Origin of the sequence: Pseudoxanthomonas sp. CF385, from assembly GCF_900104255.1 — a bacterium.
Lineage (GTDB): Bacteria > Pseudomonadota > Gammaproteobacteria > Xanthomonadales > Xanthomonadaceae > Pseudoxanthomonas_A.
The window spans coordinates 557,703-571,877 of record NZ_FNKZ01000001.1; the positions used below are offsets into that span (position 1 = coordinate 557,703).

At 70.0% G+C, this 14,175-nt stretch carries 9 protein-coding genes; 6 read left to right on the forward strand and 3 right to left on the reverse strand.

Annotated features, from left to right (window positions below; all coding sequences use genetic code 11):
- Positions 1–37: 37 nt before the first annotated feature.
- On the forward strand, positions 38–1,171 hold the full coding sequence (rsgA, locus tag BLT45_RS02470) for a ribosome small subunit-dependent GTPase A (RefSeq protein WP_093294712.1): 1,134 nt from the start codon (positions 38–40) through the stop codon (positions 1,169–1,171).
- Between the two features lie 168 nt (positions 1,172–1,339).
- On the opposite strand, the gene gltS is transcribed toward rsgA, so the two are convergent.
- On the reverse strand, positions 1,340–2,542 hold the full coding sequence (gltS, locus tag BLT45_RS02475) for a sodium/glutamate symporter (protein ID WP_093294714.1): 1,203 nt from the start codon (positions 2,540–2,542) through the stop codon (positions 1,340–1,342).
- Positions 2,543–2,645: 103 nt separating this feature from the next.
- Between gltS and BLT45_RS02480 the strand changes: the two genes are divergently transcribed.
- Positions 2,646–3,881 (forward strand): flavohemoglobin expression-modulating QEGLA motif protein, encoded by a 1,236-nt coding sequence (locus tag BLT45_RS02480; protein WP_093294716.1) that lies wholly within the window; start codon positions 2,646–2,648, stop codon positions 3,879–3,881.
- 48 nt (positions 3,882–3,929) lie between these two features.
- Entirely contained in the window at positions 3,930–4,574 is a 645-nt protein-coding gene (locus BLT45_RS02485; RefSeq protein WP_093294719.1) for a response regulator, read from the forward strand.
- 1 nt (position 4,575) lies between these two features.
- On the opposite strand, the gene BLT45_RS02490 is transcribed toward BLT45_RS02485, so the two are convergent.
- Positions 4,576–5,490: an AEC family transporter gene (locus BLT45_RS02490; RefSeq protein ID WP_093294721.1), complete on the reverse strand. Its 915-nt coding sequence runs from the start codon at positions 5,488–5,490 to the stop codon at positions 4,576–4,578.
- 22 nt (positions 5,491–5,512) lie between these two features.
- The gene (locus BLT45_RS02495; protein WP_175455799.1) at positions 5,513–8,155 is read right to left on the reverse strand and encodes a hybrid sensor histidine kinase/response regulator; all 2,643 of its coding nucleotides are present in this window, start codon (positions 8,153–8,155) and stop codon (positions 5,513–5,515) included.
- Between the two features lie 136 nt (positions 8,156–8,291).
- On the opposite strand from BLT45_RS02495, the gene BLT45_RS02500 reads away from it, so the two are divergent.
- The 3 genes from BLT45_RS02500 to BLT45_RS02510 are packed head-to-tail and all read left to right on the forward strand — an operon-like array spanning position 8,292 to position 14,090.
- A complete protein-coding gene (locus BLT45_RS02500) occupies positions 8,292–9,647 on the forward strand; it encodes a dicarboxylate/amino acid:cation symporter (RefSeq protein WP_093294726.1) in 1,356 nt (451 codons plus the stop codon).
- Positions 9,648–9,685: 38 nt separating this feature from the next.
- Entirely contained in the window at positions 9,686–12,766 is a 3,081-nt protein-coding gene (locus tag BLT45_RS02505; RefSeq protein WP_093294729.1) for a TonB-dependent receptor domain-containing protein, read from the forward strand.
- 16 nt (positions 12,767–12,782) lie between these two features.
- Positions 12,783–14,090 (forward strand): alpha/beta hydrolase, encoded by a 1,308-nt coding sequence (locus BLT45_RS02510; RefSeq protein ID WP_139187879.1) that lies wholly within the window; start codon positions 12,783–12,785, stop codon positions 14,088–14,090.
- Positions 14,091–14,175 lie beyond the last annotated feature (85 nt).

Below are 14,175 nucleotides of genomic sequence, written 5' to 3' on the forward strand. Positions count from 1 at the left end.
GCCTGCCCGGCCCCGCCCGCTTCAGGGCCCGTCTAGAATGCGCGCCATGCCCGAAACCCCCGTCCCCAGCGTGTCCGACGTCACCCTTCTGCGGTCCATTGGCTGGCCGTACCCGGGGGAACCGGAGGACAGCGTCTGGCGCGAGGCGATGGCCGCGCACCCGCAGGCCACCCCCGCGCGCGTGATCGAGCAGCACCGCTCCGGCTATGTGGTCGCTGATGCCCCCGGTGGGGGGGTGAAGGCGGAGTCCCTGCCGGAATGGCAGCGCCCGCGCTTCCCCGCCCATGAACGCCCCGCCGTCGGCGACTGGGTGCTGCTGGAAGACGCCGCCTCGAAGCGTCCGCGCATCGTTGCGCTGCTGCCGCGCCATACGGGCATCAAGCGAGGTGCGGCGGGCGAGCATTACCACCAGCAGGTGATCGCGGCGAACATCGATACGGTGTTCATCGTCTGCGGCCTGGATGCCGACTTCAATCCGCGCCGCATCGAACGCTACCTGTTGCTGGTCGGTGGCGGCGGCGCGCAGCCGGTAGTGGTGCTGACCAAGGCCGACCGCACCGAGTACGCCGACGATGCGGTCGAGGTGCTGGCCGATCTCACTGCACAGGGCGTGCCGGTCTTCACCGTCAACGCGAAGGACGCCGCCAGCGTGGCGCAACTCGCCCCATGGCTGGAACCGGGCCACACCGTGGTGCTGGTGGGTTCGTCCGGTGCCGGCAAGTCCACGCTGACCAACACGCTGCTCGGCGACGAGCGCATGAAGACCGGCGAAGTGCGCGAGAGCGATTCGCGTGGGCGCCACACCACGACCTATCGCGCGCTGATCCCGCTGCCCGCGGGTGCGTGCCTGATCGACACGCCGGGCATGCGCGAGCTCAAGCCCACCGGCGAGGAAGACCTGGCCGACGGCGGCTTCGCCGATATCGAAGCGCTGGCCGAGCAGTGCAAGTTCCGCGACTGTTCGCATGATCGCGAACCGGGCTGCGCGGTGCGCGCGGCGATCGAGCGCGAGGAACTGGACGAAGGCCGTTTCCTCAACTACCTCAAGCTGCGCGACGAAGTCGCCGCCGCCGCCGACAAGCTCGCCTCGCGCCTGGCCGACAAGGCCAACGCCAAGGTGCAGAACAAGGCGTTGAACAAGCGCCTGGCTGACAAGTACGGGAAGCGCTAGGTCCTCCGCGCGTCGCGCGAAGAATCTCCCACGCTTCGCTTCGCAAAGCGCGGGCCCCAGCCCACGCTGCCGATCCCCCATTCGCGCCGCAGGCGCGAATCGCCCCCTTACCAAAGGGGCTGCGTCATGAAGGCGCAAATACCTTCTTGAATCCGACGATGTCCGGCTTCAATCCCACAGGTTGATGAACCCGGTGATGATCAGCGCATTGGTGAAGTCGATGAAGAACGCGCCCACCAGCGGGGCGACGAGGAAGGCGCGCGGGGCCATGCCGTAGCGTTCGACCAGGGTGCGCATCACCGCCATCGCATTCGCCGTGGTGCCCAGCATGAAGCCGATGAAACCGCCGCCCATCACCGCGGCGTCGTAATCCCGGCCCATCACCCGGAACACCACCCCGCAGAACAGCGCGACCACCACGACCTGCAGCGCCAGGTTCACCATCAACGGCGCGGCGAGCCCGGCCAGTTCCCACAGCTTGAGGTTCATCAGCGCCACCGCCAGGAACAGCGCCAGGCACACGTTGCCGATCAGGTCGGTGGTGGCGACCGGCAGGCCGATCCAGCCGGTGCGGTCGTCGAAATAGCGGATCAGTGCGCCGACCATCATCGCGCCGACGTAGGCGGGCAGCGTCAGTCCGGCGGCGCTCAGGCCGGCGCTGACCCCCGCGCCGATCCACATCGCCACCAGGATGACGACGACGCTCTTCAGCGCATCGGTCTCGCGCGTGGCGAAGTCGGGCGTGTCGCGTGCACCGGTGGGCTCGGCGGCGGATTCATCCGGCGCGCCCAGCTTCACCCCGCCATACAGTTTGTGGCGGCGGATCAACACGGTGCTGACCGGGCCGCCGAGCAGCCCGCCGCAGATGATGCCGGCCATCGCCGACGCCACCGCGATGGATTCCGCACCGGTGACGCCGGCCGCTTCGAACAGCGGTGCGAACGCCAGGCCGGTGGCGGGGCCGCCGGTCAGCGTGGTGGAGCCGGCCAGCACGCCGAACAGCGGATGCAGGCCGAATCCGAGGGCCACGGCCATGCCCAGCAGGTTCTGCACCACGGCGAAGCCGGTGGCCAGCAGCAGGAAGATCACCACCTGGCGTCCGCTGATGCGCAGCAGCGACACGCTGGCGTTGACGCCGATGGTGGTGAAGAAGGCGATCATCAGCGGCGCCTGCAGGCTGGTGTCCAGCGTGAACAGGGTGACGCCGTTGTTGCGCGCGACCAGCACGGCCAGGGCGACGGCCAGGCCGCCGATCACGGGGGCCGGCAGGTTGTACCGGGACAGCAGGGGAATGAAGCGGCAGAGGGCGTAACCGAGGAAAAGCGCCAGCCCGGCGAAGGCCAGCGTCTGCACCGCGTCGAGTTCCAGCATGCTGCCCCCGCAACCGATGGAAGAGTGCCGAGCATAGTGCAGGCGCGGCCCCTTGTGACGTTGGCGTCGTGCGCTGGGCTACAGTGGCCGCCGGGAGGGCACCATGCAGGCCGACATCGTCCATCACGCCGCGCTCGACGCGCGCCTGGTCAAGGCCGTGCGCGGGATCAAGCTGCTCAGCCTGGCCAGTTGGCCGGCCGAGGCGCAGGCCCCGTTCCTGGCCGGCGTGGCGCGCGGGCAACCGGTGCTGCCGGTGATCGAATATCCGCGGCTGGACTTCGGCGACGCGCGGCGCGAGCTGGCCGCCGTGTCGGCGGCGGCCGACGCATCCCATCCGCTGGGCCACTACCTGCGCGAGTCCGCGCGCAGCTGGGACATCGCCGCGCAACTGCTGGAGTCGCTCGGTTCGCCGCAGGTCAGCGCCCACTCCATCGCATTGTTCGGCACGCCCGAGGAATGCCTGCCTGGCGATGGCCCGACCACGCGCGATGCCGCGCGGCACTTCATCACCATCGCCAACGACCTCGACCACGAGCTGCTGGCGCCGGAAGAGCAGATCCCGGTGTCGGCCACGGCCCTGCAGTTGCAGTTGCAGGCGGACCTGGACGATTTCTTCGACGGCCGGGTCATCACCGTCGAGCTCGACCCCACCCTGATCGCGAAGGCGGCCGCCGGCGCCACCCGCATCCGTCTGCGCCACGGCGCGGCCTTCAGCGATTACGACCGCCGCCAGCTGCTTCAGCACGAAGCGCTGGTGCACTCGCTCACCGCGTTGAACGGCCGCGAGCAGGTGCACCTGCCCAGCCTGGCGCTGTCCTCGCCGCGCGTGACCGCCACCCAGGAAGGACTGGCGACGTTCGCCGAGCAGATCACCGGCAGCATCGACATCGAGCGGATGAAGCGCATCAGCCTGCGCATCGAGGCGGTGGCGATGGCGTTGGCCGGCGCGGACTTCGTCGAGGTGTTCCGGTACTTCGCCGACGCCGGCCAGAATCCCGCGGAGAGCTTCTCGTCGGCGCAGCGCGTGTTTCGCGGCGTGCCCACGACGGGCGGCGCGGCGTTCACCAAGGACACGGTGTACCTGCGCGGACTGGTCGGCGTGCACACGTTCTTCCGCCACTCGCTGCAGCAGGACCGGCTGCGCCTGTGCCGGCGCCTGTTCGCCGGCAAGATGACGCTGGAGGACGTGGCCGGCTTCGAACCGTTGTTCGAATCGGGCGTGCTGGCGCCGCCGCGCTGGCTGCCGCGCTGGGTGAGCCGCGCCAGCGGACTGGCGGGCATGCTGGCCTTTTCGCTGTTCGCCAACCGCATCCGCCTGGATCGCCTGTCGGCGGACTAGCCACAAAGTGCTAACCGGCCTGTCCACGCCGGATGGCACACTGGTGGCATGAGTGCGCCCGCCATCCTCGTTGCCGACGACCATCCGCTGTTCCGCAATGCGGTGATCCACGCGTTGCGCGAGGCGCTCCCCGGCGCCTCCGTGACCGAGGCCGCCGGCGCTGCCGCGCTGGGCCAGGCGCTGGACCAGCGCCCCGACACCGACCTGGTGCTGCTGGACCTGACCATGCCGGGCGCGCACGGCTTCTCGGCGCTGCTGCACGTGCGCGGCGAGCACCCCGAAGTGCCGGTGGTGGTGATCTCGTCGAACGAGCACCCGCGCGTGATCCGCCGCGCACAGCAGTTCGGCGCGGCCGGCTTCATCCCCAAGTCCTCCCCGGCCGAGGCCATCGGCGAGGCCGTGGTGATGGTGCTGGATGGCGGCACGTGGTTCCCGCCGCTCACCGCCGAACGCTCCGAAGAAGACGCCACCCTGGCCGCGCGCTTGGCGCAGCTGACGCCGCAGCAGTTCCGCGTGCTCCTGTGCCTGGCCGACGGCCTGCTCAACAAGCAGATCGCGCACGCACTGGGCCTGGCCGAGAACACGGTGAAGGTGCACGTCACCGCGATCCTCAAGAAGCTCGAGTGCCACAGCCGCACGCAGGCGGCAGTGCTGGTGAAGTCGCTGGAGCCGGAAGGCCCGCCGGCCGAGTGACTCAGCCCAGCCAGCGGGGCAGCTGCATCGCCAGCGGCACGGTGGCGGCGGCGAACAGCGTCTGCCACGTCACCAGCGAGGCCATCAGCGGCGCGTCGCCGCCCATCTGCCGCGCCATGATGTAGGCGTTCGATGCGGTCGGCAGCGCGGCGTAGAAGCAGGCCGCGACGGTTACCTCCGCGCTCGCCTCCAGCCAACGGCAGACCAGCACGGCCAGCAGCGGCAGTGCGAGCAGTTTCAGCGCTGAGGTCGCGCCGAGCAGCACCGGGCGCACATGGTCGCGAGTGAACTGCAGGCCGCCGCCGACGCACAGCAGGCCGAGCGCCAGCGCCGCATCGGCGAGGATGTCGAGCGCCGCCGCCAGCGGTACCGGCAACGGCAGGCCGCTGAGGTTGAACAGCAGGCCGGCCAGCGTCGCCAGGATGATGGGATTGCGCGCCAGCGCCCGCGCGATGCCGCGCGCGCTCGCATCGCCGCTGCCCCAGACCGCCAGCGCGACCACCGCGATGACGTTGACCACCGGCAGGCAGATCGCCAGCGCCAGCATCACCATCGCGGTGGTGTCGGGCGGGAACAGCAGTGCCGCCACCGCCAGCCCGAAGTAGCTGCTCGGCCGCACCGCGCCCTGCACCACCGACGACCGACTGGGGTCGGGCAGGCGTTTCGCAAAGCGCAAGGCCAGCAGCACCAGGCCCGTCAGCACCAGCGTGGGCAGCAGGGCGGCCAGCGACAGGTCGAGCGCGTCGGTGGCGGACAGTTTCAACCGTGCAGCGCCGACGAACAGCAGCGCCGGGAAGGCGACGTAGAAGGAAAACCACTCCATCGCCGGAAACAAGCCGTCGGGCGTGCCGCGCATCCGCCGCAACGCGGCGCCGAGCAGCACGATGGCGAGGACGGGAATGACGTAGGTCAGCATCGGCACGGCATCGGGTCGGTCCTCAGCGCGCGCGACGCACGTGCAGTTGGGTCATCAGCGCGCGCAGCGCCGCGGGTTTCACCGGCTTGGCGAGGAAGCCCCAGCCGTGCTGCAGCGCCAGCGCGCGGAGCGCATCGTCGCGCTCGGCGGTGACCAGGATCACCGGCGGCGCGCTGCTCCAGCGTTCGCACAGGCGCGTGTAGACCGTCGGGCCGTCGGTATCGCCCAGCCGCACGTCGAGCAGCAGCAGGTCGGGCGCCCGTCCCGGGGTCGCGGCCGCCATGGCCTCGTCCGGCCCCGCGGCGAGGCCGACCTCGCATTCCCAGCGTTGCAAGAGGGCGCGCGTGGCCTCGCAGACGCGCGGGTCGTCGTCCACGCACCACACATGGCGGCCACGCAGCGGCGATCCGTCATCGATATCGGCCATGGCCGGCGACGGTTCCGCCATCGCCGCATGCGCCATGCCGCGCGGGAGTTCCACCCAGAACACGCTGCCCCGGCCCAGCTGCGACCGCAGGCCGATGCGGTGGCCGAGCACGCGGCCGATGCGTTCGACGATCGCCAGGCCCAGGCCCGCGCCACGGTCGTTGGCGACACCGTCGTTGAGGCGTCGGAACTCCTCGAAGATGTCCTTCTGCAGGCTCTCGGGGATGCCCGGTCCCTGGTCGTGCACCTCGATGCGCACGCCCTCGCCAGTGCGGCGTACGCCGAGCAGCACCCGGCCGCGCGGCGTGTAGCGGATCGCATTCGACAGATAGTTCTGCAGGATGCGTCGCAGCAGGGCTTCGTCGCTGCGTGCGACCACGCGCGTCGGCACGCTGTCCAGGGCCAGTCCGCGGTCCGCGGCGACGATGCCGAACTCGCGCGACAGCGTCTCCAGCAAGGGCGCCAGGGCGAAGTCGCGCACCCGCGTGGGCAGCGCGCCCGATTCCAGCCGGGCGATGTCCAGCAGGCTGTTGAGGATGGCGTCCTGCGCGACCAGGGCGTTGTCCACATGGTCGGCGATGCGGCGGGCGTCGTCGTCGGGCAGGCGTCCACGCAGCGCGGACACGAACATGCGTGCGGCGTTGAGCGGTTGCAGCAGGTCGTGCACGGCCGAGGCCACGAAGCGCGTCTTGTAGCGGTTGGCGCTCTCCGCGGCCTGGGTGGCGTCGGCCAGGGCGCGCGTGCGTTCTTCCACCCGATGCTCCAGCGCATCGGCCAGCGAGCGCAGCTCGCGCGCGGCGTTCTTGTAGCTGGTGATGTCGGCGTAGCTGGTCACGAAGCCGCCGTCGGGCAATGGGTTGCCGCGGATCTCCAGCACCACGCCGTCGTCCTTCTCGCTCTCGCGCATGTGCGGCTTGCCGCTGCGCAGGTGCTCCAGGCGGCGCTGGATCGCGTCTTCCACCGGGCCCGGCCCGAGCAGGCCGCGGCGGGCGTTGAAGCGGAACACATCCTCGATCGGCCGGCCGACGTGGATCAGGTCGGGCGGGAAGCGGAACAGGTCCATGTAGCGCGAGTTCCACGCCACCAGCCGCAGGTCCGCATCGATGATGACCACGCCCTGCGGCAGGTGCTCCAGGCTGCGGCTGAGACCGGCGTCGGCCGAGCGCGCCGCTTCGACGATCCCGTCCTGCGCGGTGCGCAGTTCCTGGGCATGCTGCTGGAGCACGGCTTCCAGTTCGGCGCGACTGCGCTGGCGGAGCACGGCCAATCGGCGGCGCTGCTGCATGAACAGCCCCAGGAACGACAGTGCCAGCCAGCCGCCTCCCGCGGCGATGGCGGCGGTGCGCGCGGCCGCCACGGGGGCCGACGCGTCGTGCAGCAGGTGCAGGTGCCAGCCTTCCTCCGGCAGCGCCATGGACTGCCACAGCACCGGGTCCGCGAGCGCCGGATCCAGCAATCGCACGCGTCGCGCATCGCCCGCATCCGACGGTAGCGCCTGCATGCGCAGCGGCGAGAGCCGCTGGCGCGCGTACTGGCGGGTGGCGGCGAGCTCGCGCCGGTCGCCTTCGCTGAGCGTGCGCAGGGTGCGATAGCGCCATTCGTCGCGGCTGGCCAGGAAGATCACGTCGTGCGCGTCGCTGACCAGGACGATGTCGGGCGTCTGCAGCCACTCCTGTTCCAGCGCATCGAGTTCGATCTTGATGACGACCAGGCCCGCGACCTCGCCGTCGGGCTCCTCGATCGCCTGCGAGAGGAAGTAACCCGGCTCGCCCGTGGTCAGGCCGATCCCGTAGAACTGGCCGCGGCCGTCGCGCAGCGCCTGCTGCACGTAGGGGCGGAAGCTGTAGTCCTCGCCGACGTTGCTGGTGGGTTCGCGCCAGTTGCTCGCGGCCACCGCGATGCCGTGGCGGTCGATCAGGGTCAGCGTGGACGAACGGGTGACGCTGTTGGCGTCCTCCAGACGCTGGTTCAGCGCGTTGCGGCGCGCGTCGTCCACCGGCGAGGTGAGCGCGTGGCGCAGGTCCGGATCCTGCGCCAGCACCTGCGGCAGCGTGCGGTAGCGGTCGATGCGCTGCTGAAGCGCCTGCGAATGCAGGTCGAGCTGGCGATGCAGCTGCGCGGTCTCGTCGCCCAACGCGCGCGTACCGGCCCAGCGGTAGGCCAGCCCCATCGCCAGCGCCGCGCCACCCACGGTGAGCAGCACGACGAGCAGGGTCTGGCGGTGGCGACGGGCACGCAGCATGGCGGCCAGTCTAAGCGGTGGCCATCGCGGGAGCGGCGGCTAGTACCAATAGGTTATCGGTGCCGCGGCGATACGGGGGTACAACATGCCGGCCGCCGATCCGGGCGGTGTCGCCGTCCGTTCCGGAGTTCCCATGCATCTGGCCGAAGCCCCCGTCCTGCCGCCGCCGAAGCAGCCGCTGTACAAGCAGCTGTACTTCCAGGTGATCGTGGCCATCGTGCTGGGCGCGGTGCTGGGGCACTACGAGCCGACGCTGGCCGAATCGATGAAGCCGCTGGGCGACGCGTTCATCAAGCTGGTGAAGATGATCATCGCGCCGGTGATCTTCCTGACCATCGTCACCGGCATCGCCGGCATGACCCAGCTGCGCACGGTCGGCCGCGTGTTCGCCAAGGCGATGGTGTACTTCCTGTTCTTCTCCACGCTGGCGCTCGTGGTCGGCATGATCGTGGCGCACGTGGTGCAGCCGGGCGCCGGCATGAACATCAACCCGGCCGACCTGGACCAGTCGGCGGTCAACGACTACGTGCAGAAATCGCACGAACTGACCTTGGTCGGCTTCCTGCTCGACATCATTCCGAAGACGCTGATCAGCCCGTTCGTGGGCGACAACATCCTGCAGGTGCTGTTCGTCGCGGTGCTGTTCGGTCTGTCGCTGGCGCTGGTCGGCGAGAAGGGCCGGCCGGTGCTGAACCTGCTGGAGGCGCTGACGGCGCCCGTGTTCCGGCTGGTGCACCTGCTGATGCGCGCGGCGCCGATCGGTGCGTTCGGCGCCATCGCCTTCACCATCGGCAAGTACGGCGTGGGCATGCTGGTGAACCTGGCGTGGCTGGTCGGTTCGTTCTACCTGACCTCGCTGCTGTTCGTGATCGTCATCCTCGGCCTGGTGTCGTGGTGGTGCGGGTTCTCGATCTTCCGCCTGATCCGCTACCTCAAGGCCGAACTGCTGCTGGTGCTGGGCACGTCGTCGTCCGAATCCGCGCTGCCTTCGCTGATGGAGAAGATGGAGCGTGCGGGCGCGTCCAAGTCCGTCGTAGGCCTGGTGGTGCCCACCGGCTACTCGTTCAACCTGGACGGCACCAACATCTACATGACGCTGGCCGCGCTGTTCATCGCGCAGGCCACCAACACCGAACTGAGCCTGGGCCACCAGATCATGCTGCTGCTGGTGGCGATGCTGAGCTCGAAGGGTGCGGCCGGCGTGACCGGCGCCGGCTTCATCACCCTGGCGGCCACGCTCGCGGTGGTGCCGGAAGTGCCCGTCGCCGGCATGGCGCTGATCCTGGGCATCGACCGCTTCATGAGCGAATGCCGCTCGCTGACCAATTTCACCGGCAATGCGGTAGCCACGCTGGTGGTCGCGCGCTGGGAGAACGCGCTCGACCGCGACGCGCTGGCGCGCGCGCTGGGCGGGCCATCCGCACCGATCGCCGCTGCGCCCGACCCGGCCGCAGGCCCGGGCGACCCGACACGACTCACGGCCGACTGACGCCGGCCACACCACGTCTTCAGAGGAGGGACTGAACGATGCATACCCAACGACGCGCCGCCCCATTGAGGAGCGGCCTCACCCTGGCCTTGCTGGCCGTCATCCACACGGCCGTGGCCCAGGAGGCGCCCGCGCCGGCCGAGCCTGCTCCGCAGACCGAAGCCGCACCCGCCGACGATGCCAAGACCTTGGACAAGGTGGTCGTGGTGGGCTCGCACATCCAGGGCGCATCCACCACCGACGCGCTGCCGGTGATGGTGGTCGGCGCGGAGCAGATCGATGCCGCCGGCGCGATCTCCGGCGACGAACTGATGCGCACCATTCCGCAGATGGGCGACGTGCTGTTCGATGCGTCCAACAACCCGCAGACCAGCAACGCGGCGCGCGGCGACGTCAATTCGGTGAACCTGCGCTCGCTCGGCGTCGGCAACACGCTGGTGCTGCTCAACGGTCGCCGCCTGGTCCAGCACCCGACCAGCCAGGGCACGTCCGACACCGGCACGGTGCCGGTGCAGAGCTTCAACTCCAACGCGATCCCGGTCTCCGGACTGGACCGCATGGAGATCCTGCTCGACGGCGCGGCCGCCATCTACGGCGCCGATGCGGTGGCCGGCGTGGTCAACACCGTGCTGCAGACCGACTTCGACGGGGTCAGCGCCAGTGCGCGCTACGGCACCGCCGAGGGCACGGGCATGAACGAGTTCGAGACGAACATCTTCGCCGGCAAGAATTTCGACCGCGGCAACGTGTCGGTGTTCCTGAACTACACCGACCGCTCCGAACTGATGGCGGCGGACCAGGACTACACGTCCACCGACGACCTGCGCGGGCTGTTCGCCGACTATCCGGATTTCGCCGGCCTGGCGGTGCTGGATGGCCGCTCCTCGCACACGCCGTGGGCGCGCCTGACGGTGGGTCCGCGCGCGGTGATCCGCTCCAACGGCACGGCGGTGACGAACACGGCCGGCGCGTTCCGCGTGCAACCGTCGAGCTTCGGCTGCGGCGTCAGCCTCGGCAACGACCTCTGCCTGGCCAGCGGCAACCACAACTTCAACACCACCAACCGCGAGATGCGCTACGACACGCGCTACGGGACCACCGTGCGTCCGTCGGTGGAGCGCTTCAACGCCTACCTCACCGGCCACTACGCGCTCGACAACGGCGTGGAAGCGTTCGGTGAAGTGGGCTACTACCAGGCCACCAGCGAAGCGCTGCAGCCGCCGGTGGTGAACCTCAACAGCCTGTGGATTCCCGCGAGCAACTACTGGAATCCCTTCGGTGCGACGACGCTGCCCGATGGCACGCCGAACCCGAACCGCCTGCCGGGCCTCACCAACGTGCCGGCCGCCGGCCTGCCGGTGCAGATGAGCAACTACCGCTATGTCGACACCGGCTTCCAGCGGGTGCGCGTGGAGAATTACCAGGCGCGCTTCCTGGCGGGCCTGCGCGGCGAGTGGAACGGCTGGAACTGGGAGACGGCACTGCTGTACTCCGAAGCCGAAGCCAAGGACCGGTCGCCGAACATCAACATGACCGCGCTGCAGCGGCAGCTGGCGCTGTCCACGCCGGATGCGTACAACCCGTTCAGCGGCGGCTGCGTGGCCACGCCGACGCACAGCGACTGCTCGCCGAGTTCGCAAGCCGCGATCGACGCCATCGTGTTCGACCTGGTCCGCGAATCGCGCACCACGCTGACCATGGCCGACTTCAAGATGAGCCGCGCCGACCTGTTCGCCTTGCCCGCCGGTGAAGTGGGCATCGCGTTCGGCGCGGAAGCGCGCCGCGAAACGCAGGAAGACAACCGCGACGCCAACCTCGACGGCACCTACACCTTCACCGACCTGGTCACCGGTGAGACCAACCTCAGCAACGTCGCCGCGGTGAGCCCGAACCCGGACACGCGCGGTTCCCGCAACGTCGGCTCGGCGTACGTGGAATTCGCGGTGCCGCTGGTCTCGGCCGACATGGACATCCCGCTCGTGCATCGCCTGGACATGCAGCTGGCGGGGCGTTACGAGCACTACTCGGACTTCGGTTCGGTGGCCAAGCCCAAGGTCGCGCTGGCCTGGGACTTGGTGGAAGGCGTGCGCCTGCGCGGTTCGTACTCGGAAGGCTTCCGCGCGCCGAACCTGGAGCAGACCAACGCCACCCAGTATTCGCGCCTGGCCAGCGGCGTGGACCACATCCGTTGCGAAGCCGACCTGCGCGCCGGCCGCATCGCCTCGTTCAGCGCCTGCGGGCAGAACACGGCGGGCGCCTCGCTCCTGGTGGCCGGCAATCCGGACCTCGATCCGGAGGAAAGCACCAACACCTCGTACGGCGTGGTGTTCCAGCCGGCCTTCATCCCCGAACGCTTCGGCAACTTCACCTTCACCGTCGATCGCTGGAAGATCAAGCAGGAGCAGATCGTCGGCCTGCTCGGTGCGCAGACCGCGCTGACGCTGGACTACCTCAACCGGGTGGAGGGCGGCGGAAACCCGCTGGTCGTGCGCGCCGCGCCCACGCAGGAGGACATCGATTTCTTCGCCGGCACCGGCATCGATGCGGTCGGCCAGGTCATCGCGATCAACGACCGCTTCATCAACCTGCAGCCGCAGACCGCCGGCGGGCTGGACATCGGCATGGACTGGTCGCTGCGTCGCACGCGCTTCGGCAGCTTCTCGGCCAGCCTCAACGCGACCAAGCTGATGGAGTTCACCCGCGACCCGGGCGACATCGTCAACGCGCTGTACGCCGCGCGCGCGGCCGGCACCATCGATCCGCTGACGCCGCTGCCGGATCCCAGCCAGCTGATCGGCCAGAACGGCCGTCCGGAATGGCGCGCGAGCGGTTCGCTCACCTGGAACAAGGGGCCGTGGCGCGTCGGTTACTCGGCGCAGTACATGAGCTCGTTCGAACAGCCGCAGCTGCTGGGCGTGTCGGGGGATCCGTGGGTGGTGGAAGATCGCCTGTTCCACAACCTGTACGGCCAGTACCGCTTCCCGGACGGCACCGCCCTGCGCCTGGGCGTGCGCGACCTGACCGACGAAGGCCCGGCGCTGGCCGATGGCGGCTACCGCGGTTCGCTGCACAATCCCTGGGGTCGCTACTTCTACGTCAACATCAGCCGGTCGTTCTGAGGAGGATCCACGCACCATGCGTTGCCTGAGCCGTCGTTGGACGGGACCCGTGCTGGCGGCGTTGCTGGCGGTGGGCGGCACATCTGCCGCCGCCGCCGCGCCCGCTGACACCGAGGTGGCGTTCGCGTCCGTCCCGTGCCCGGCGTCGGTGGGGCCGCGCGCGGCCTGCCACGAAGGACGCGACGTGCACGGTGCCTGGCTGCTCGTCGCCATGCCCGAGGCCTGGAACCGGCGGCTCGTCGTGCACGCGCACGGCGGGCCTCGGCTGGGCGCACCGAAAGCCGGCGATTCGGCGGAGGATCTGGACCGCTTCGCGGTGATGGTGCGCGACGGCTATGCGTGGATCGGCACCACCTATCGGCGCGGCGGCTACGGCGTGCGCATGGCCGCCGCCGACGTGGAGCACAGCCGGCGCGTGTTCTGGGCGCGCTGGGGCCGGCCGGAGCGCACGCTGCTGCATGGCCAGTCGTGGGGCGGCAACGTGGCGGCGAAAGCGGCCGAGCTGTACGCGCTGGAGATCGACGGCCGCGCGCACTACGACGGCGTGCTCAGCACCAACGGCATGCTCTACGGCGGAACCCGCGGTTACGGCTTCCGCGCCGACCTGCGCGCGGTCTACCAGTACTACTGCCGCAACCATCCGGCGCCGGACGAAACCCAGTACCCGCTGTGGCAGGGCCTGCCCGCCGGCGCGAAGATGACGCGCGACGACCTGCGCAAGCGCGTCGACGCCTGCACCGGCGTCGACCAGCCGGCCGCGAAGCGCACGCCGGCGCAGGCGGCCCACCTGCGCGACATCCTCGCGGTGACCGGCGTGGCGGAGAAGCAACTGGTGGCGCACCTGGCCTGGGGCACGTTCCACTTCCAGGACGTGGTGCAGAAGCGGCTGGACGGACGCAATCCGTTCGACAACGCAAAGACCCGATACCGCGGCTCGCACGACGATGCCGCCCTCAATGCCGGCGTCGAGCGCTTCAGTGCCGATCCCGCCGCGCTGGCTGCGCTGGCCTACGACGCCGATCTGTCCGGCCTGATCGTGCTGCCGACCGTCACCGTTCATGCGCGCCACGACCCCACGGTGTCGCATGAAGCCGAGGCGGCGTACGCCGCCACGGTCGCCGGCGCCGGACGCAGCCACCTGTTGCTGCAGGCGCTGACCGACGAGCAGGACCACAGCCGCCTGCAGGACGCGACCTATGCGACCGCCCTGCGGGTGCTCGAACAGTGGCTGGACACCGGGACACGGCCCGCTCCCGCGGCCTTCGGCGAGACCTGCGGCCGCGTGTCGCAGGCGCGCGAGGCCTGCCGCTTCATGTCGCCCTGAGCCGCGCCTGCGCATTCGCGGCGTGACGCAGCGCCGCATTCGGCCAAATCCGGCCCTGGCGGGGACCGGGTAGAATTGCCGCTCC

Bases quoted from the DNA above. Each gene is read 5' to 3' on its own strand.
- rsgA (WP_093294712.1), top strand. From the start codon at position 38: ATGCGCGCCATGCCCGAAACCCCCGTCCCCAGCGTGTCCGACGTCACC.
- gltS (WP_093294714.1), bottom strand. From the start codon at position 2,542: ATGCTGGAACTCGACGCGGTGCAGACGCTGGCCTTCGCCGGGCTGGCG.
- BLT45_RS02480 (WP_093294716.1), top strand. From the start codon at position 2,646: ATGCAGGCCGACATCGTCCATCACGCCGCGCTCGACGCGCGCCTGGTC.
- BLT45_RS02485 (WP_093294719.1), top strand. From the start codon at position 3,930: ATGAGTGCGCCCGCCATCCTCGTTGCCGACGACCATCCGCTGTTCCGC.
- BLT45_RS02490 (WP_093294721.1), bottom strand. From the start codon at position 5,490: ATGCTGACCTACGTCATTCCCGTCCTCGCCATCGTGCTGCTCGGCGCC.
- BLT45_RS02500 (WP_093294726.1), top strand. From the start codon at position 8,292: ATGCATCTGGCCGAAGCCCCCGTCCTGCCGCCGCCGAAGCAGCCGCTG.
- BLT45_RS02505 (WP_093294729.1), top strand. From the start codon at position 9,686: ATGCATACCCAACGACGCGCCGCCCCATTGAGGAGCGGCCTCACCCTG.
- BLT45_RS02510 (WP_139187879.1), top strand. From the start codon at position 12,783: ATGCGTTGCCTGAGCCGTCGTTGGACGGGACCCGTGCTGGCGGCGTTG.